This is a genomic window from Devosia pacifica (genome assembly GCF_014652635.1).
Classification (GTDB): domain Bacteria; phylum Pseudomonadota; class Alphaproteobacteria; order Rhizobiales; family Devosiaceae; genus Devosia; species Devosia pacifica.
Map to the genome: position 1 here is coordinate 613,066 of NZ_BMZE01000001.1, position 16,921 is coordinate 629,986.

The window sequence follows — 16,921 nt, forward strand, 5'->3', positions numbered from 1 at the left end:
GAAAGCTCATGAAGGCTCGCGTTGTCGTTACCCTCAAACCCGGTGTGCTCGATCCGCAAGGGCAGGCTATTGAAGGCTCGCTCGGTGGTCTCGGATTTACCGGCGTCTCAGCGGTCCGCCAGGGAAAGATCTTTGACCTCGAAGTCGATGCAACCGATGCAGAGGACGCGCGTTCAAAAGTCGATAGCATGTGCACGCGGCTCTTGGCGAACACGGTTATCGAGAATTACTCGGTAGAAATCTCTGAATAGTTCAGAGTTGGAATAAGGCGCTGGGGGCGCCGGACGGCAATCATGGTCAAGACTATTTCTCTTTCCATCCTCTTCTTCGCTTCTCTTGCATTTATGTTTGCAGCCTACGCATCTGTGCCAGTGTGAAGGCATCAATTTCTCTGACAATTTTACTGATTAAGCCTGTTTTTTAAGGCTGTAGATCAGTTTCTCACAAACCCGATGCCTCGCGCGCTAAGTTGCGGCCAACTCAGTAGTTGGAGTAGCGGCATGGCATCGGCGTCATCTTCAGGTCGTCTCGGTTGGGTGGATCTGGCCAAGGGCATTTCCATCCTTCTGGTGGTAATGATGCACTCGGCCTATGGCGTCGGCGCCGACACGGGCGATATTGGGGTGCTGCATTGGGTGATCGCTTGGGCGACACCATTCCGAATGCCCGAATTCTTCCTGATCTCCGGGCTTTTCCTGGCAGCCGTCATCGCCCGTCCCTGGGGGCGTTACGCCGACCGGCGGGTGGTACACTATTTATATTTCTACGCCGTTTGGGCCGTCATCCACATCGGCTTCAAGTTTGGCCTCGGCGCGTATTCAGCGCCAGACGCGCTGCGTTATATCGCGCTTGCACCTGTAGAGCCCTACGGAGTCCTTTGGTTTATCTACATGCTGGCTATTGTCAGCGCCGTTGCCAAGCTGTGCCATGATCTGCGCCTTCCGCACTGGTTCGTGCTGGCGGCTGGAGCTGCGCTCCAGATCGCGCCGGTTCACACAGGCAGCTATGCGGTCGATCAGTTTGCCGAGTTCTTCGTCTTCTTCTATGCCGGATATGCAGGTGCACCATTGGTGTTCCAGCTTGCCGATTGGGCTGCGAAGCATGTGATCCTGGCGCTTCTCAGCCTTGCGGCATGGGCAACAATACACTCGATGCTGGTCTTCTCGCCCGGGTTCGCAATCGAGCCAACGGAAACATATCTGGGCTATGCGGGCCTGCCCGGTGTGAATCTCATGCTTGGCGTTGCCGGAGCAGTCGCCCTGTGCACCACCTCTGCGCTGCTTGCGCGCATTCCAGCAATGGATTGGCTGCGCTGGCTCGGCGCCCGCTCTATCGTCGTCTACCTGGCCTTCGCGCTGCCAATGGGTGTCGCCCGTGAGATCTTGCTAAGGCTTGGTATCATCGAAGATGTTTCGGCGATCAGTCTGCTTGTAATGGCGACCGCAGTTATCAGCCCGCTGATTCTGCAGGCGATCATAGAACGCACCGGCATCGGACGGTTCCTGTTCGAGCGCCCCGCCTGGGCCCATATTCCCGGCACGCCCGGCTCGCGCCAATCAGCAGAACTGGTCAGCCGCACCCCGGCGGAATGATGCGGAAGGCCCGGTTTCGTGCAGTGCACGGGACTTGCCTTTTGCCTCCGGAGCGACGAAAAGGCGGCTGATCTCTTCCACAGTCGAGGCACCGCCGATGAAGTCAGCAGTCGTCGTTTTTCCCGGTCTCAACCGCGATCGAGACATGTTGGCCGCCCTCGAAAGCATCGGAGGCATCCCGCCGGTCACTGTGTGGCACAAGGAAACCGGCCTTCCGGACGTCGATCTCGTGGTTATTCCCGGCGGCTTTTCTTATGGCGACTATCTGCGGGCCGGCGCCATTGCCGCACGGTCTCCCATCATGCAGGCAATTCGCGAAAAGGCAGATCAGGGAACTCGTGTGCTAGGCGTCTGCAATGGCTTCCAGATTCTGACTGAAGCAGGCCTCCTGCCCGGCGTTCTGATGCGCAACGCTTCCCTGCGCTTCGTATGCAAGACGGTGCGTCTGAAGGTCGAGAATGCTGACACCGCGTTCACACGTGGCTACAGCGCCGGTCAGATCATCGACTGCCCCGTTGCGCACCATGACGGCAACTATTTCGCTGACTCGGACACACTTGATCGAGTCGAGGGCAATGGCCAGGTGGCATTCCGCTACGCCGAGGGCACCAACCCTAACGGGTCGCTGAACGATATTGCCGGCGTCTTCAATGAAGCGAAGAATGTGCTTGGCCTCATGCCGCACCCGGAGAACCTGATCGAGGCCGCGCACGGCGGCAGCGATGGACGCGCATTGTTCGCCGCAGCATTGGATCAGGTTGCCTGAACGCCTCGCGCTGAGCCCCGCCTATCTTATCCGCCCCAGGGAGCGGCTTTATGAGCATTCCGAACGATATCCAGATCACAGCGGACATTGTCGCTAATCACGGCCTGTCCTCGGATGAGTACGAAAAGATCAAGCAGCTGATCGGCCGAGAGCCGAACTTCACAGAGCTCGGCATCTTCTCGGCAATGTGGAACGAGCACTGCTCCTATAAGTCCTCGAAGAAATGGCTGAAAACGCTGCCAACCACTGGCACGCGGGTCATTCAGGGACCGGGCGAGAATGCCGGCGTCGTCGATATCGGTGACGGTCAGGCCGTGGTGTTCAAGATGGAGTCACACAACCACCCGAGCTTTATCGAGCCCTATCAGGGCGCAGCCACCGGGGTTGGCGGCATCCTGCGTGATATCTTCACCATGGGCGCGCGTCCGATCGCGGCGATGAACGCGCTGCGCTTCGGTGCGCCCGACCATGAAAAGACACGGCACCTCGTGTCGGGTGTCGTGGCCGGCGTTGGCGGGTATGGCAATTCCTTCGGCGTGCCCACTGTGGGCGGCGAGGTTGAGTTCGATGCACGCTATAACGGCAATATTCTCGTCAATGCCTTCGCCGCCGGTCTCGCCGATACCAATGCCATCTTCTACTCGAAGGCCGAGGGCGTCGGCCTGCCGGTTGTCTATCTCGGTGCGAAGACCGGACGCGACGGCGTTGGTGGCGCCACCATGGCCTCGGCCGAATTCGGCGACGATATCGAGGAGAAGCGCCCAACTGTGCAGGTGGGCGACCCTTTCACCGAAAAGCGCCTGCTGGAAGCGTGTCTTGAACTCATGGCGACGGGCGCAGTAATCGCCATTCAGGACATGGGCGCGGCGGGCCTTACCTGCTCTGCTGTCGAGATGGGGGCAAAGGGTGGCCTCGGCATCGAACTCGACCTCGATAAGGTGCCTGTGCGCGAAGAGGCAATGACACCCTACGAAATGATGCTCTCGGAAAGCCAGGAGCGCATGCTGATGGTCCTCAGCCCCGACAAGGAGGCAGAGGCCCGTGCAGTTTTCGAGAAATGGGAACTGGACTTTGCGACCGTCGGCAGAACCACCGACGATCTGCGGTTCCGCATCCTGTGGCACGGCGATGAGGTCGCCAATCTGCCGATCCGCGAACTCGGCGACGAAGCACCGGAATACGACCGTGAGTGGGTGACGCCCCCTGCACCGGCGCCGTTGGGCGATATACCCCGGATGGATGTTGGAGAGGCTGTCCTGAAGCTACTTTCCAGCCACCGCTTTGCGTCACGTCGCTGGGTCTACGAGCAGTACGACACGCTGATCGGCGGCAACTCTCTGCAGACGCCGGGCGGTGACGCAGGGGTGGTGCGGGTCGCCGGGCATCCGACCAAAGCTCTTGCCTTTTCCGCCGACGTGACGCCGCGCTATTGCGAAGCGGATCCGTTCGAAGGCGGCAAGCAGGCGGTCGCCGAATGCTGGCGCAACCTGACGTCAACGGGTGCGGACCCATTGGCTGCGACTGACAACCTCAATTTCGGCAACCCGCAGCGCCCGGAGATCATGGGCCAACTGGTCAAGGCAATAGAGGGGATCGGCGAGGCCTGCCGAGAGCTCGAGTTTCCGATCGTTTCAGGCAATGTCTCGCTCTATAACGAAACCAACGGACGCGCGATCCTTCCGACCCCAACCATTGGCGGCGTCGGCCTTCTTCCCGATCACGCGAACATGGCTCGGATCGGCTTCGCGGCCAAGAACCAGCCAATTCTACTGGTCGGCGCTCCTGCCGCCTGGGGCAAGCATCTTGGCCAGTCCGCCTATATGAAGGACTTGTTTGAGCGTTCGGAAGGGGCGCCACCGCCAGTCGATCTTCAGCACGAGCGCAGGACCGGAGATTTCGTGCGCTCGCTGATCAGAAGCGGCATGGCGAGCGCGGTGCATGACCTGTCGGACGGTGGCCTCGCGATCGGCCTTGCAGAAATGGCGCTGGCATCCGGCATCGGTGCCGAAATCACTGCACTTGAAGGATGTGATCCGGTCGAGGTGTTCTTTGGTGAAGACCAGGGACGTTACCTTGTGACGCTCTCGGTCGATCCGCAGGATGAAGCGCTCGATAAGCTCTGGCAGGATGCCGAGGAGGCCGGGATTTTCGCGCCCTGGATCGGCACGACCGGCGGCACCGATCTCACGCTCGGCGCGGCTGCTCCGCTGGCAATTGAAGACCTGCGGCATTCGCACGAGGAGTGGTTTCCTCGTTTCATGAGCAACTAAGCAGGAATACGGCCTTAACATCGACGCAGTTGGCGGCGAAAAGATACAATGATCGGCTCGGAGCCTTCGATGATACGCTGCCTGCATGCCTTGACGCTGGCCATACTCGCAATGCCATTCGGGTCTACGCTAGCGGTTGCAAGCGATGTCAGCGTTACCCGTTCGATCTTGGAAGACCGGCCGTACACCCTCGTCTATCCAAGCACGATGCAGGCCAGCGGTGGCGGCGCAGATCCCCTAACGATCAACCATCCTCAAGCGCCGCTGCAATGCACACTTGAAGTGATACCTGCCGAGGATAGCGATTGGTCGCCAGAAAGCGCGCTGGCACGGCTCGACCAGGAGTCGCTGACGGCGCAGTGGGCGGAGACTTTTCCTGGCTTCGAGATCGATAGCTCGGGCATCACGAGCTACGAAAGCGGGCGCGCTCTGATTTACGAGGGGACGAGCGAGACGTCGCCGATGAACATGCCGATCAGTCTCGTCCACACGGAGACTGTCAGCAGCGGGCGTGGCTATATACTGGATTGCTTTTTCGCGACATCCGTGACGGCCAATGCGCGCCCGATTGTCAATTTCATCGTCGCGAATTTCTCGACCCGCTCTGATGGCGATTGCTGCGTTGGGGTCGCACGCCTCGATCCGGATATCCCGTTCAGCGAGTGAGCGTGTTGATGAGGCTCGCAGGCCGTGCGATATCCTCAGCGAACAGATAGCCGCACCGAGATCGAGGATTCCTGCCATGCCCATGGACGCAAGCGAAATCGAACGCCGCATCAAGACCGCGCTTCCGGATGCAGAAATCGAAATCCGCGATCTTGCCGGCGATGGCGACCACTACGCCGCGACGGTCAAGTCGGAGCAGTTCCGCGGCAAGACGCGGGTGCAGCAGCATCAACTGGTCTATGCCGCGCTGCAGGGTGACATGGGCGGCGCACTGCACGCTCTGGCGCTGCAGACCAGCCCTCCGGACTGACGCAAAACTGTCAAGCTGAGACTTTAGGAGTGGGACTGCAAATGCACGAGCCCACGAGGTCGAGATGCAGGTTCAGGTCGTCATTCCCGCCCGCTACAATTCAGGACGCCTGCCGGGAAAGCCGCTGATCGACCTCGATGGCATGCCTATGGTGGAACGCACCTGGCGGCGCTGCATCAGCGCGATTGCGGAAGATCAGGTCCTGGTCGCGACCGACGATCAGCGGATCGCCGACCATTGCGAATCGGTCGGTATCCGCTGGATGATGACATCACCCGAGTGTCTCACAGGCACTGACCGTGTGGCAGAGGTCGCTACCCGGATCGACGCCGATTACTTTGTCAATGTCCAGGGTGACGAGCCGCTGATCAACCCGGACGACATCAGCCGCCTTATTGTAGCTGCCCGAAACGCGCCACATGAGCTGCATCTCGGGATTACCGAGATTTTCGACGAGCGCGAGTTTCGAAACCCAACCATCCCCAAGGCGGTCTTCCGCAAGGATGGACGGTTGCTCTATGTCTCCCGCACAGCGCTGCCCTCGACAAAGTATCTCGAGTTCCGCCGTGCGTGGCGACCAGTTTGGGTCTATGGCTTCCCCCCAGCGGCGCTCGCGGACTATGCGGCCCACGAAGGCAAGGGCGTGATCGAAGAGATCGAGGACAATGAGTGCCTGCGCTTTCTCGAGATGGGGTACGATATTCGCCTTGTCGAAATGAGCGCCGAATCGGTCGCGGTCGATACACCGGAGGATGCTGAACGCGTGCGCCGGGTTTTGGCCGCAACATACGATACAGCCGCCGAATGACCTCCTTCACGCGGATGCGGGCGGGATTCGCACCACGCACCCGCGCTTTCCTTTATCTCACCATCCGGCGGAAACGCTACGACGCGGCACTTGCGGAACTTCCCCGCTTCACTGGCCCGACAATTGTCGTCGGCAGTGCCCCCAATCCGACACGGCCCACAGGGCTTGACCAAAGCTGGGGTGTGGTGACTGTCAACGCGTCCCAGATCACCGCAAACGATTTCGGCCTCGGCACACCTGATCTTACCGTGATGCGCGACGCCATCATGCGCGAGGACGAACATCCACAGGTGGTTTGGGCGGCGCTGGCTGCCAAGACAACCCGCCACCTTGTGGCTACGATCGCAAGCCCTTGGGATCATGGCATTGAAGACTATGCGAAAGCGCGCGGCTATCTTCCCGACACGGTAACCGAGCTCGACCGGCATATCCGCGGAGCCGTTGTCGTGGAGATGTCCGGGGAATACGTGGTCACCGTGTCCTCGGGCATCTCGAACGGTATCCTCGCAATGCTTCTGGCGCTCAAACTTGGAGCCAAGCCAGTGGTGATGGCTGGCTTCTCCGTGACGCCTGGCTGGTATTTCGCACCCGACCGGAAAGGACCGCGCAGCCATGTTAGCGCGGACCTGCGTGTATGCCGCGCCGTCGCTCGTCGAGGGTTGCCCGTCTTTGCCTCAGACGCCATATTTGCCGAACACAGCGGCTTGCCCCTCTGGACAGGAAGGGTAGCCACAGTCGCGTCTTAAGGCGAAGGGAGCCGCCCATGTCCCTCAAGGATTCCCTCGACATGATCCGCATGGTCCGTCCTCAGACGGGCACTGCGGCACTAGACCACGAGATCATGGCCGAGCGTGCCTCATCGCTGGGTGAGGCCGAGCGCCGCGTAAAAAAAAGCATCGCCGAACTCAAAGCCGAGCCAGAAGACCGCAAGGCGGTGCTCGCGACGGCGCGGCGCTATGTCTGGGAGTACTTCGTCCAGCGCGAGCTGTCCGGCTTTCGCCGCCATACTGACGTGATCCGGGATCTCGACATTCCGTCCGAAGTTCTGGCAGGCCTCGGTGTGATGCCGGCCAAGCGCCAGACATGAGCACAGTTGGTCCCGACCGCAGGTTGTGGACACAATGAGCCGTGCGATCATATTCGATGTCGACGGCGTGTTGATCCACGGATACCACGCACGTCCCGAGCGGCAGGTCCGTTGGGACCAAAACCTATTGGAAGACCTTGGCGTTGATCCTGGGCGGTTCAGAACCGAATTCATCTTCGACATCTTCGTCAAGAAAGTGATTGTCGGCGAGATGGCCTTGATCGAGGCCCTTGAACGGCGTCTCCCCTCACTCGGCTTCACCGGTTCCCCTATGCGCTTCGCGCAGTACTGGCTGGCGAAGGACAGCACGCTCAACCACGACCTTCTCGGGTACCTGCGCCCCCTCAGAGCGTCGTCAGATTTGCAGTTCTATATCGCGACCAACCAGGAACACATGCGGGCGCTGTGGTTGTGGCAGGTGTTGGGGCTTCACGAGATATTCCACGACATTTTCTACTCTGCGCGGATCGGCTGCACAAAAGCCCGTCCGGAGTTCTTCAAGTTCGTTGATATGAAAATTGGTCCGCAGTCTGAGCCACCGCTGTTCTTCGATGACACTGCAAAGGTTGTCGACACCGCCACCGCTTGTGGCTGGGAGGCGGTACTGTTCGACACAACCGAGGATTTCCTCAACCATCGATACATTGACGACAGACTAAAACGCACAACGCCGCACACCTCGACACCGGGCACCTGATCTCCTATCTAGGAACGAGACACCGTCCGCCCTCCGGACAAGAAAGCGAGTTTCGCCATGACAGACATCAACGCCTTTATCGACGACAAGGTGAAAAGCAACGACGTGTTCCTGTTCATGAAGGGATCGCCGGATTTCCCGCAATGCGGTTTTTCGGGCCAAGTCGTTCAGATCCTGAATTATCTCGGCGTCGACTATGAAAGCGCAAACGTGCTCGAAAGCGACGATCTGCGTCAGGGCATCAAGGATTATTCCAACTGGCCGACGATCCCGCAGCTTTATGTAAAGGGCGAATTCGTTGGCGGCTGTGACATCATCCGCGAGATGTTCCAGGCAGGTGAACTGCAAAAGACCTTTGAGGACAAGGGCATCGCCGTCAGCCAGAGCGCCTGATTGCTAAGGCAAAATGAAGTTGTGAAGGGCCGCGCTTTTGGCGCGGCTCTTTTTCGTTAGCGGGGTGAGGCCTCGAAGTCAGCCGAATAGCGTAGCTCTCGCAGCGGGCGCACACGCTTCGTGGCCTCGGCATAGACCGGATGCTGCTTATAGGCCCTAAGGGCCGCGACATCCGCAAACTCGGCATAAACGACGACATCGATCTCATTGGAAATCTGGTCGACCTTGAGGTTGGGCGTTACCTCAAAACGCTCGGTGAGGCCGGTCGTCCCCAGTAGAGAGAGACCCTCGAGAATGGCATCGAGGTGCGACTCGTCGCTTGCGGTGAAGAACACGATATGTCGGATCAAAATGGGCTCGGTAGTTGTTGACTGCGCGCCTTCTGCGGCCTGTCAGAGCCAGGGTCAAGGCATCTGCCGACAACGCGCGCATTCGCCGCGCTGATAGGTGCCATCAGGACAATTCACTGTCCGAGACGAGAGATCGGCGTTATCGAAGGTGAAGTAACGATAACGCAGATCCTCCCATGACGACCTCAACGCTTGGCGCAACACGTCATACTGTCCTGCCGCTTGCGGTGATCATCATCGCCGGCTGCGCCATTGCCGCGATCGGCAACGGTGTTCGCACGAGCTTTGGTCTGTTCACGCTCCCGATGACCGGCGACCTCGGTCTCTCTCGCGAGTCATGGGGCCTCGCCATGGCCATCCAGAATCTCGCCTGGGGCATCGCGCAGCCGATCGCCGGCGCTTTCGCCGATCGCGTCGGCACGGGCCGGACACTGGCGGTTGGTGCTCTGATCTATGGCCTCGGCATGCTCGGCATGGCGTTTTCATCGAGCGCAGAGCTTCTCTACCTCACAGCCGGCGTAACCACCGGTGTCGGCATCGCAATCACCTCGTTCAGCGTCGTCATGGCCGCGTTCGGACGCAATGTGCCGGTCGAAAAGCGCAGCTTCATTTTTGGCGTTGCCACCGCTGCCTCGTCCTTCGGACAGTTCGCATTCGCACCGATCAGCTAGGGCTTCATTTCAAGCTTTGGCTGGCAGCCCACGCTAATCTACCTTGCGATGGCGGTACTGCTGATGGTGCCACTCACTGTCGCTCTCCGTGGACGCGTCGAAAGCGTTCCGGGCGAGGCAGACCTCCCGTTCATGCGCGCGCTGGCCTCGGCATGGGGGCATGGCTCCTATCGGCTCCTGGTGATTGGGTTCTTTGTTTGCGGGTTTCACCTGGCGTTTATCAACGTGCACATGCCGGCTTATCTGGTGCAGTGCGGGCTTTCGCCGAGCGTAGGCAGTTGGACAATTGCAGTAATCGGATTGTTCAACATCATCGGCTCGCTGCTTGCCGGCTATCTCGGCGGCAGACTGCCCAAGCAGATTCTCCTGGCAAGCATCTATCTGTTGCGAGCCATAGCCATCGGCCTGTTTCTGCTGCTGCCGGTGAGCGAGGCTACTGCCTACACATTCGCAGCGGCCATGGGCGTATTGTGGCTGTCGACAGTACCGCTGACGGCGGGGCTCGTGGGACTGTTCTTCGGTCCGCGCTATCTCGGCATGCTTTACGGCATCGCGTTTTTTTCGCACCAACTCGGCTCGTTTGTCGGTGTCTGGCTCGGCGGCTATGTCTATGACAGCACGGGTTCGTACAGCCTGGTCTGGTATCTCGGCATCATCCTCGGCCTCGCCTCGGCAGCCCTGCATCTGCCGATCCGCGAAGGCTCAGCGCCAAGCTTCAATCTGAAATCAGCCATGCCGGCGCGCTAAGCTTCAATCGGCGAAACCCGATAGAGCGGCTTGCAATTCGAGGGCCCGGAGTTCATGGTTCCGCCGACGTACTTGTCGGCTGCCCCTCCTCGCGGCCAGAAATTTCGAGATATTTCATGTCCTCTATAGCTCAGCGGGTTGTATCCCGCCCGGAATTCATCGCCCTTATTGCGGCGATGATGGCGCTCAACGCGCTCGCGATCGACGTGATGCTGCCAGCCCTTCCCTATATGGGCGAGGCGCTAGGCGTTGCGGATGAGAACGAACGTCAGTTCGTCGTTTCGGTTTACATGCTTGGCTTCGGCGCTGCGCAAATCATCATCGGCCCCCTCTCCGACCGTTTCGGGCGTCGCATCCCGCTACTGAGCGGTATCGCCGTCTATATCGCCGCGGTTACTGCCGCAATCTTCGCGCCGAATTTCGCTACGCTGCTCATATTGCGGTTCGTTCAGGGCCTGGGTGCTGCAGGAACCCGCGTGATCGCCATGTCGATTGTTCGCGACCGCTACTCCGGCCGCGACATGGCTGAGGTGATGTCGCTGACCTTCATGGTTTTCATGACAATCCCGATTGTCGCTCCGGGCATCGGACAGCTTCTGCTTCTGACCGGTCCATGGCAGGCGATATTTGTCTTCATGGGCGGTCTGGCTTTTGTCTTTGGGACCTGGATGTTCATTCGCCTGCCGGAGACGCTTGCGCCGGAAAACCGGCGTGAGTTCCGTCCAGAGGTCATCCTTGAAGGTTTCAAGATCGTTTTCACCAATCGAGCCGCGATTTCCTACGGGCTTGCGGGCATGTTCATGTTCGGCGCGCTGTTTGGCTTCATCAGCACGAGCCAGCAGATTTATGTTGGCATCTATGATCTTGGCAGCCTTTTCCCCGTGGCTTTCGCGGCCGTGGCCGGACTTATGGCCATTTCCTCGCTAATCAATTCGCGCATCGTTCAGCGGTTCGGTATGCGTCGGATCTCGCATCTCGCCGTCTGCGTGTTCACCGTCGTCAGCGGCATCTGGATGACCTTCGCCATTAGCGGGTTTATTCCGCTGTGGCTGTTCCTGTGCTTCCTGGGGACCGTGATGTTCATGTTTGGCTGGGCCGCCGGCAACATGAACTCGCTCTCGATGGAACCGCTGGGGCGCGTTGCCGGCACGGCCTCGTCTGTGTTCGGCTTCATCCAGACAGTCGGCGGCGCCTTGATCGGAAGCTTCATCGGACAGCAATTCAACGATACTGTCGTGCCCACATCGGCAGGGTATTTCTGCATGGGGCTGGCAGCGCTTACCTGCATACTGATTGCCGAAAAAGGTCGCCTGTTCGGTGTCGGCGAGGCCTATTCGCAGCCCGACGCTGTCGCCGAGCCGCACTGAAATCGCATTCGAAAGCATCCGGCCCATCAGGGGCCGGGTGCCTCACAACCGTTTACAGCCTCGCACTCATGTGCGAGTGCGCATCAAAGCCCCTTCGTCGCGCAACGCCGAGAGCCTTTAGATGCCTGATATCAGTTTCCGACCCAACGCCCCGTTCGACCTGACGCCACTATCGCATCTGTTGCATGACGAGAGTGATCTGCAGCTGGTCAATCCGAACGCCAAATACCCGTTCGATCCACTCGAATGGCAGGAAAAGTGGCTCAACGAGCCGGACGATGCGTCATTCTACCTTGTCGATGAGACTGGTCGCGAAATTGGGTTCTTTGCCCTGCGCGTCGGCATCGGCCCCGAGGTCCGTCACCTGGTTTATGTGTTCGTGGAAGAGGCTTCACGCGGTGGAACCGGCAAGGCGCTCACCGAGTTCGCTGAGCAGGCGGCGCGCGACCTTGGCGCAATCGCTATCACGCTCAAGGTCGAGGAAGACAACGAACCGGCACTGCGCGTCTACGAGGCATCGGGCTACGAAGAGCTCGGGCGGTCGAACGGCATGCTCACAATGCGCCGGGACTGGGGAGACTAGATCTCAGTGGAGGCTGTGCTCTCATCCCTCTCGTGGTAGACGCGATCTACCAGTCCCCAGCTTCTGGCTTCATCCGGCGTCATGAAGTGGTCGCGGTCCAGCGTGCGCTCGACCTCCTCGTAGGTGCGGCCACAATGTTGCATGTAAAGCCTGATCATACGTTCCTTGAGCTGACGAGCGTTATCGGCGTGACGAAGAATGTCGCTTACCTGCCCCTGGAACCCGCCCAACGGCTGATGCAGCAGGATACTGGAATTCGGGAGTGACATCCGCCTGCCCGGCTCACCGGCCATGAGCAGGAACGAGCCCATCGACATTGCCGAGCCCATGCAGAGCGTTGCGACCGGCGCCTTGATGAACTGCATCGTATCGTAGATCGCAAAGCCAGCATTCACACCGCCGCCCGGCGAGTTGATGTAAAGCGAGATTTCTTTCTTCGGGCTCTCGGATTCGAGAAACAGAAGCTGCGCGCATATCAGCGCTGCCATCCCATCCTCCACCTGCCCGTTGAGAAAGATGATCCGCTCTCGCAGAAGCCGCGAGTAGATATCAAATGAGCGTTCACCCCGGGTGGACTGCTCCACCACCATAGGGACGAGTTGCATCGTGTCGCGCATAGGCGAACCTCCGGTCAGTGATGTGTGGTCAAATAGATCGCGCCAGATGCGCGAAAAGATCAGGCCGCCAGTGCCATGGTGGTGGTGTTGTCGTTGGCAGGCTGGGCCGGTATTTCGTGTTTCAGCAGTAGCCGTGTCGGCCCCTCGTCATTGCCATCGAGGTCAATGGTGACGATGCTTTCTTCCACCATGCCAGCAACGCGTTCGCGCCAACGATAGCGGAGCCGGTGCGGTGCCTCGGCATCAAGGATTTCGCACTCGATCTGACTGCCGCTGGCAGTTCTTCCACGAAGCCCGGTATCGGATTGCCCATCGACCAGCGGCAACAGCCATCGTTCGAGGTAGGCGGGGATGGTCAATGCACGCCACACCTTGTCCCGCGACGCATCCAGTTCACATTCGAAGTTCAGTTCTGGATGCGTCATTGATCCATCTCCCCCAGAAGATCCTTGAGGTGCTCGATCCGCTCAGGCCAGAAGGCGCGATAGCGCAGCATCCAGTCGTGCAACGGACGCAGGCCTTCTGGCTCGATGCTGTAATTGACGAAGCGGCCAGATCGACGCTCGCGCAGCAGTCCTGCGCCACGCAACGCAGCCAGATGCTGGGAAAGAGCCGGCTGTGAGATGGCGAGGCCGTCCCGAAGGGCGGTCCCCGTCATTTCGCCAGTGGCAAGGCGCTCAAAAACCGCCCTGCGGGTCGGATCTGCCAGCGCCCGAAAGATCTCTGCTTCACTCATGCCAATGAGATAAGCATAGACTTATGAGTCGTGCAAGCGTTGGTCGCTTTGGACCGCAAACCTACGCGTCGACAAATACCTGCTGCCGCAACTCAGTCCAGCTGTCCTGGTCGGGCGCGATCAGCAATCCGCCATCACGATGCGCCGGTAGGTAGGGCTCTCCGTCGAAACGCGCGACGAAGGCACCGGCCTCCTGCATGATCAGACTGCCAGCCAGATGGTCCCACGGCATCAGCTTATGAAACATCAGAAAGTGAATATTGCCGCCCGCAGCCAGCCGGTACTCGTGCCCGGCGCAACGATAGCTCGCCACCATGCGCAGCTTGTTGAAGTTGGCAAGCACTTTGGCCCTGGCGGCTGGCTGCATGTAGAATGGCGATGCCGTGCCGATCATATCGTTGAGAGGGGCAGGATCGGAGAAGCGTTGAGGGATGGCGCGACCATCGGGGAACTTCAGCCATGCGCCGCTACCGATTTCCGCCATCAACCAGTCGTCGCCCATCGGGTCATAGATGACCCCGGCGACAGTCTCTCCGTTGACGACCACCGAAGCCATCACCGCGTAGAGCGGCAAGCCGCCGACGAAGTTCGCTGTACCATCGACAGGATCGACGTAGATCACAAATGGGGCGTCGAGCGCCCTGTCGAGCAAGCTAGCGTCCGCCGCTACGGCTTCCTCGCCCACAACGAGAGCGTCTGGCGCAGCCTGCTTAAGAGCTGCCGTTATCACTCTTTCAGCGCCGACATCGGCCTCGGTGACGAGGTCGATGGCGCTCGACTTGGTGCGAACCATTCCCTCATCCAGCTTGCGAAAGCGCGGTAGGATCTCGCGTTTGGCGGCATCGCGCAGAATCTCGGCGAGTTTGTCGGGAGCGATGGTCACGCAGTGGTCCTTTCATTGAGCAGGCCGGCAAAGTCGAATAGCTTTGGATCGAGCATATGACTGGGATTGATATTGCCGAGCGCGCGGATCATCACGTCCTTGCGTCCCGGCATCCGGCGCTCGATATCATCGAGCATGGCTTTCATGGCGTTTCGCTGGAGCCCGTCCTGAGAACCGCACAGATCGCAGGGAATAATAGGAAACTGCATCGCTTCGGAGAACCGCGCCAGATCGGATTCGGCGCAATAGATCAGCGGCCTCAGCACCTCCACATCCCCCTCGTCGTTCAACAGGCGCGGCGGCATTGCCGCCAGCTTGCCGCCATGAAAGAGATTCATAAAGAAGGTCTCGAGGCTGTCGTCCCGATGATGGCCCAAGACCAGCGCCGAACACCCCTCCTCGCGCGCGATGCGGTAAAGGTGCCCCCGCCTCAGCCGAGAGCATAGCGAGCAGTAGGTTGCGCCCTCCGGAAGCTTGTCGGTGACGATGGAATAGGTATCGCGGTATTCAATGCGGTGCGGCAGCCTCAACCCATCGAGAAATTCGGGCAGTATATGCTTCGGGAAGTTCGGCTGACCCTGGTCGAGATTGCACGCCAGCAGTTCGACGGGCAGCAGCCCCCGCCATTTGAGGTCAAGAAGGATCGCGAGAAGCCCGTAACTATCTTTGCCGCCTGAAAGCGCTACAAGCCATTTCTCACCCGGCCGCACCATGGCGAAGCTATCAAGCGCTTCACGCGCCTGCCGAATCAGCCGCTTCCTGAGCTTGTTGAAGCCGACGCTCGATGGAGCATTTCTGTAAATTGCGGGAGCGCCTTCCTGCGGCGCATCCGTTTCTTCCTGTATCGGTGCCAGCGCTTCTACCATTGAAAAATCTCCTGTCGGTGCGCTGATAGCGCTCCGGGGCCAGCAATGAAAGAGCCCGCGCCGCCATTCAAAGCTTACCAAGGTTTCATGTCACCTTACCGAGCTTTAATCTGGCGCGCTTGATTGCGCCCGAAAGCCACAGTTACATGGTCCATTCACCGCAACACCCAGGAGACTTAGGTGTTTCGCTCATTCTTCCCCGCTCCGCGCATCTTCTTTCCTGCGGCTTTGCTCTGGACCATCTTTGCGATGGTGTTCTGGTTCGTGGCGGGCCCCGTTCTACGTGACGTCGTAAGTATTGGCCGCTTGGTCGCAGTCGTTCCCACCGAAGCGGATCCGGAACCGTTTTTCGATGCCGACCGGATCTGGCTTTATCAATACGTGCTGATGGCCGGATATCTGTTCTGTATCCCCTGGTATTGGATCGGCGGGAACCGGCGCTGGTACTGGTGGTCAGTGGTCGGAAGCGTAACGATTATCGAAGTTGTATATTTCAACGTTCAGATCAGCGCGTGGCTAAATGACTGGTACGGATCATTTTATAACTTGATCCAAGCGGCGCTAACATCTCCTGGCACAGTCACGCTCGAACAGTTCCTCGGCGAGATATGGACGGTAGCCTACGTCCTCATCCCAAACATCACCGTCCTGGTTTTGAACGCATTCTTCATCGCGCACTACCTGTTCCGGTGGCGTCGCGCCATGTCGTTTTTCTATATGAGCCACTGGCAATACCTCCGGCACATTGAGGGTGCTTCACAACGTATTCAGGAGGATACGCAGCGCTTTTCAAGTATCGTCGAGGGACTAGCAGTGTCATTCGTTGCATCGATCATGACGTTGATCGTGTTTCTTCCGCTGCTGTGGGACCTTTCGTCCAACATTACCCAACTCCCTTTTGTCGGAGAGGTCGACGGGAGCCTCGTCTGGGTTGCTCTGGTCTCGTCGGCCTTTGGCACGGTACTGTTGGCTGCGGTTGGTTGGAAGCTGCCGGGGCTCGAGTTCGACAATCAGCGTGTTGAAGCTGCGTTTCGTAAGGAGCTCGTCTACGGCGAAGATGCTCAGGAGCGGGCTGAGCCGGTGACTATCCGGCAATTGTTCGTAAACATGCAGCACAACTATTTCCGACTCTATCGCCACTACCTGTATTTCAACATCGCCCGTTATGCATACCTACAGGGGTCTAATTTTGTGCCCTTGATTGCCATGGGGCCGACTATCGTTGCGGGCGCAATCACCTTGGGTGTGTTCCAGCAGGTCAATAATGCCTTCGGGCAGGTCGAGGACTCGTTCAAGTTCCTGGCAAGTTCCTGGACGACGATCATCTCACTGATCTCAGTCTTCAAGCGCTTGCGCGCATTTGAAGCCAACATCCCGCGCGACGCAATTTCCGCAAACGACTACGACGACCCGCGTTTCCTCAAGGAACTGGCGGAGCCGCGCACCAGCGACGACATTCCGCGCAAGCCCGCGCAGTTCTGACCTGGCAATTGCGCACAGCACAAAAAAGGG

At 59.2% G+C, this 16,921-nt stretch carries 20 protein-coding genes and 1 pseudogene; 15 read left to right on the top strand and 6 right to left on the bottom strand.

Annotation, left to right across the window (positions count from 1 at the left end):
* Positions 1 to 8: 8 nt before the first annotated feature.
* The 11 genes from purS (at position 9) to grxD (ending at position 8,589) form a co-directional block, all read left to right on the top strand.
* Positions 9 to 251 (top strand): phosphoribosylformylglycinamidine synthase subunit PurS, encoded by a 243-nt coding sequence (purS, locus tag IE127_RS03105; protein WP_189423271.1) that lies wholly within the window; start codon positions 9 to 11, stop codon positions 249 to 251.
* Positions 252 to 500: 249 nt separating this feature from the next.
* A complete protein-coding gene (locus IE127_RS03110) occupies positions 501 to 1,592 on the top strand; it encodes an acyltransferase family protein (RefSeq protein WP_189423274.1) in 1,092 nt (363 codons plus the stop codon).
* Between the two features lie 97 nt (positions 1,593 to 1,689).
* A complete protein-coding gene (gene purQ / locus IE127_RS03115; protein ID WP_189423276.1) occupies positions 1,690 to 2,358 on the top strand; it encodes a phosphoribosylformylglycinamidine synthase subunit PurQ in 669 nt (222 codons plus the stop codon).
* A gap of 50 nt (positions 2,359 to 2,408) precedes the next feature.
* Positions 2,409 to 4,628 carry a phosphoribosylformylglycinamidine synthase subunit PurL gene (purL, locus tag IE127_RS03120; protein WP_189423279.1) on the top strand — a complete coding sequence of 740 codons (2,220 nt, stop codon included), beginning with the start codon at positions 2,409 to 2,411 and terminating at the stop codon, positions 4,626 to 4,628.
* A gap of 69 nt (positions 4,629 to 4,697) precedes the next feature.
* The gene (locus IE127_RS03125) at positions 4,698 to 5,294 is read left to right on the top strand and encodes a hypothetical protein (protein ID WP_189423282.1); all 597 of its coding nucleotides are present in this window, start codon (positions 4,698 to 4,700) and stop codon (positions 5,292 to 5,294) included.
* A gap of 76 nt (positions 5,295 to 5,370) precedes the next feature.
* Positions 5,371 to 5,604: a BolA family protein gene (locus tag IE127_RS03130; protein WP_189423286.1), complete on the top strand. Its 234-nt coding sequence runs from the start codon at positions 5,371 to 5,373 to the stop codon at positions 5,602 to 5,604.
* A 64-nt stretch (positions 5,605 to 5,668) separates the two neighbouring features.
* Positions 5,669 to 6,412 carry a 3-deoxy-manno-octulosonate cytidylyltransferase gene (locus IE127_RS03135; RefSeq protein WP_189423288.1) on the top strand — a complete coding sequence of 248 codons (744 nt, stop codon included), beginning with the start codon at positions 5,669 to 5,671 and terminating at the stop codon, positions 6,410 to 6,412.
* Complete coding sequence (locus IE127_RS03140) at positions 6,409 to 7,158, top strand: hypothetical protein (RefSeq protein ID WP_189423291.1); 750 nt, start codon at positions 6,409 to 6,411, stop codon at positions 7,156 to 7,158. The genes IE127_RS03135 and IE127_RS03140 overlap by 4 nt, the downstream gene beginning before the upstream one ends.
* 17 nt (positions 7,159 to 7,175) lie before the next feature.
* Complete coding sequence (locus IE127_RS03145; RefSeq protein WP_244639911.1) at positions 7,176 to 7,499, top strand: DUF6665 family protein; 324 nt, start codon at positions 7,176 to 7,178, stop codon at positions 7,497 to 7,499.
* Positions 7,500 to 7,533: 34 nt separating this feature from the next.
* Entirely contained in the window at positions 7,534 to 8,196 is a 663-nt protein-coding gene (locus IE127_RS03150; protein WP_189423293.1) for an HAD family hydrolase, read from the top strand.
* Between the two features lie 57 nt (positions 8,197 to 8,253).
* Positions 8,254 to 8,589 (top strand): Grx4 family monothiol glutaredoxin, encoded by a 336-nt coding sequence (gene grxD / locus IE127_RS03155; RefSeq protein ID WP_189423295.1) that lies wholly within the window; start codon positions 8,254 to 8,256, stop codon positions 8,587 to 8,589.
* Between the two features lie 56 nt (positions 8,590 to 8,645).
* Here the strand turns inward: grxD and IE127_RS03160 are convergent, their stop codons facing one another.
* Entirely contained in the window at positions 8,646 to 8,939 is a 294-nt protein-coding gene (locus tag IE127_RS03160; RefSeq protein ID WP_189423297.1) for a Dabb family protein, read from the bottom strand.
* Between the two features lie 176 nt (positions 8,940 to 9,115).
* Between IE127_RS03160 and IE127_RS03165 the strand changes: the two are divergent.
* The 3 genes and pseudogenes from IE127_RS03165 (at position 9,116) to IE127_RS03175 (ending at position 12,307) form a co-directional block, all read left to right on the top strand.
* Positions 9,116 to 10,357, top strand: a pseudogene (locus IE127_RS03165) (MFS transporter).
* Between the two features lie 116 nt (positions 10,358 to 10,473).
* The gene (locus tag IE127_RS03170; protein ID WP_189423299.1) at positions 10,474 to 11,724 is read left to right on the top strand and encodes a multidrug effflux MFS transporter; all 1,251 of its coding nucleotides are present in this window, start codon (positions 10,474 to 10,476) and stop codon (positions 11,722 to 11,724) included.
* 121 nt (positions 11,725 to 11,845) lie between these two features.
* The gene (locus IE127_RS03175) at positions 11,846 to 12,307 is read left to right on the top strand and encodes a GNAT family N-acetyltransferase (protein ID WP_189423301.1); all 462 of its coding nucleotides are present in this window, start codon (positions 11,846 to 11,848) and stop codon (positions 12,305 to 12,307) included.
* On the opposite strand, the gene IE127_RS03180 is transcribed toward IE127_RS03175, so the two are convergent.
* The 5 genes from IE127_RS03180 to ttcA all read right to left on the bottom strand — a co-directional run bounded on the left by IE127_RS03180 (position 12,304) and on the right by ttcA (position 15,409).
* Positions 12,304 to 12,924 (bottom strand): ATP-dependent Clp protease proteolytic subunit, encoded by a 621-nt coding sequence (locus tag IE127_RS03180; protein WP_189423303.1) that lies wholly within the window; start codon positions 12,922 to 12,924, stop codon positions 12,304 to 12,306. The genes IE127_RS03175 and IE127_RS03180 overlap by 4 nt on opposite strands.
* Positions 12,925 to 12,983: 59 nt before the next feature.
* The gene (locus IE127_RS03185) at positions 12,984 to 13,349 is read right to left on the bottom strand and encodes an SRPBCC domain-containing protein (RefSeq protein ID WP_189423305.1); all 366 of its coding nucleotides are present in this window, start codon (positions 13,347 to 13,349) and stop codon (positions 12,984 to 12,986) included.
* Positions 13,346 to 13,660, bottom strand: coding sequence for an ArsR/SmtB family transcription factor (locus IE127_RS03190; RefSeq protein WP_189423308.1), 315 nt, complete (start codon positions 13,658 to 13,660; stop codon positions 13,346 to 13,348). The genes IE127_RS03185 and IE127_RS03190 overlap by 4 nt, the downstream gene beginning before the upstream one ends.
* A gap of 61 nt (positions 13,661 to 13,721) precedes the next feature.
* Complete coding sequence (locus IE127_RS03195) at positions 13,722 to 14,543, bottom strand: inositol monophosphatase family protein (protein WP_189423311.1); 822 nt, start codon at positions 14,541 to 14,543, stop codon at positions 13,722 to 13,724.
* Entirely contained in the window at positions 14,540 to 15,409 is an 870-nt protein-coding gene (gene ttcA / locus IE127_RS03200; protein ID WP_189423314.1) for a tRNA 2-thiocytidine(32) synthetase TtcA, read from the bottom strand. The genes IE127_RS03195 and ttcA overlap by 4 nt, the downstream gene beginning before the upstream one ends.
* 180 nt (positions 15,410 to 15,589) lie before the next feature.
* Here ttcA and sbmA point away from each other — a divergent pair, with 180 nt between their 5' ends.
* Positions 15,590 to 16,891, top strand: a complete 1,302-nt coding sequence (gene sbmA / locus IE127_RS03205) for a peptide antibiotic transporter SbmA (RefSeq protein WP_189423316.1) — start codon at positions 15,590 to 15,592, stop codon at positions 16,889 to 16,891.
* The last annotated feature ends 30 nt before the right edge of the window (positions 16,892 to 16,921 follow it).